Source organism: Chloracidobacterium sp. (assembly GCA_025057975.1).
GTDB lineage: Bacteria > Acidobacteriota > Blastocatellia > Chloracidobacteriales > Chloracidobacteriaceae > Chloracidobacterium.
Map to the genome: position 1 here is coordinate 1 of JANWUV010000064.1, position 552 is coordinate 552.

Annotated in this window: 1 protein-coding gene; it reads right to left on the reverse strand. The window is 52.5% G+C overall.

Going from position 1 to position 552, the window contains the following annotated elements:
* Positions 1-552 (reverse strand): hemin-degrading factor (locus NZ585_15095; GenBank protein MCS7081354.1); only part of this gene is annotated, 552 nt, incomplete at both ends.

Genomic DNA, 552 nt, shown 5'->3' on the forward strand with positions numbered 1-552 from the left:
GTCGGTAAATCTTGCAGCAATACGCGCCAGGAAGCCAACTCAGGCTGACCTGGCTTGCGGGCACCAAATAACATCGCCACCGCTCGACCTTTGTCATCAAACACTTCCAAAGAAGTCACCACACCATCGCGAGTGGGTTTCTCCACAACCCAGCACTCTCGCACCTTATCCTGCAACAGATGAAAATTGAAATCCGCATCCAACACATTGACCCAAGTATTCCCCTGATATTGGGCCACATGAATCTGGCGTACGGGACCTGTATGAATCTGAATGCAGCCCGGATTGCCGACAAAAACCATGATAGGCACCTGCTCAAAAGAAGCCGCCTCGAGCAAAAGCTGCACACTATTGTTGCCCACCTGCCTGGTATACCGTCCCCGAGCCAACTGCATGGCCTGCTTACGCGAAACACCAAAGCGTTTAAGCAAATCAAAGAATTCATGTGTATCGGTCATGGCGCCCCATGCCTGCAATAAGGCAGCCACATCGACATGGTCGACCTGAGCCGCATCTGACGACTCACCGCACTCACCCTGAAAAAGCACCGAG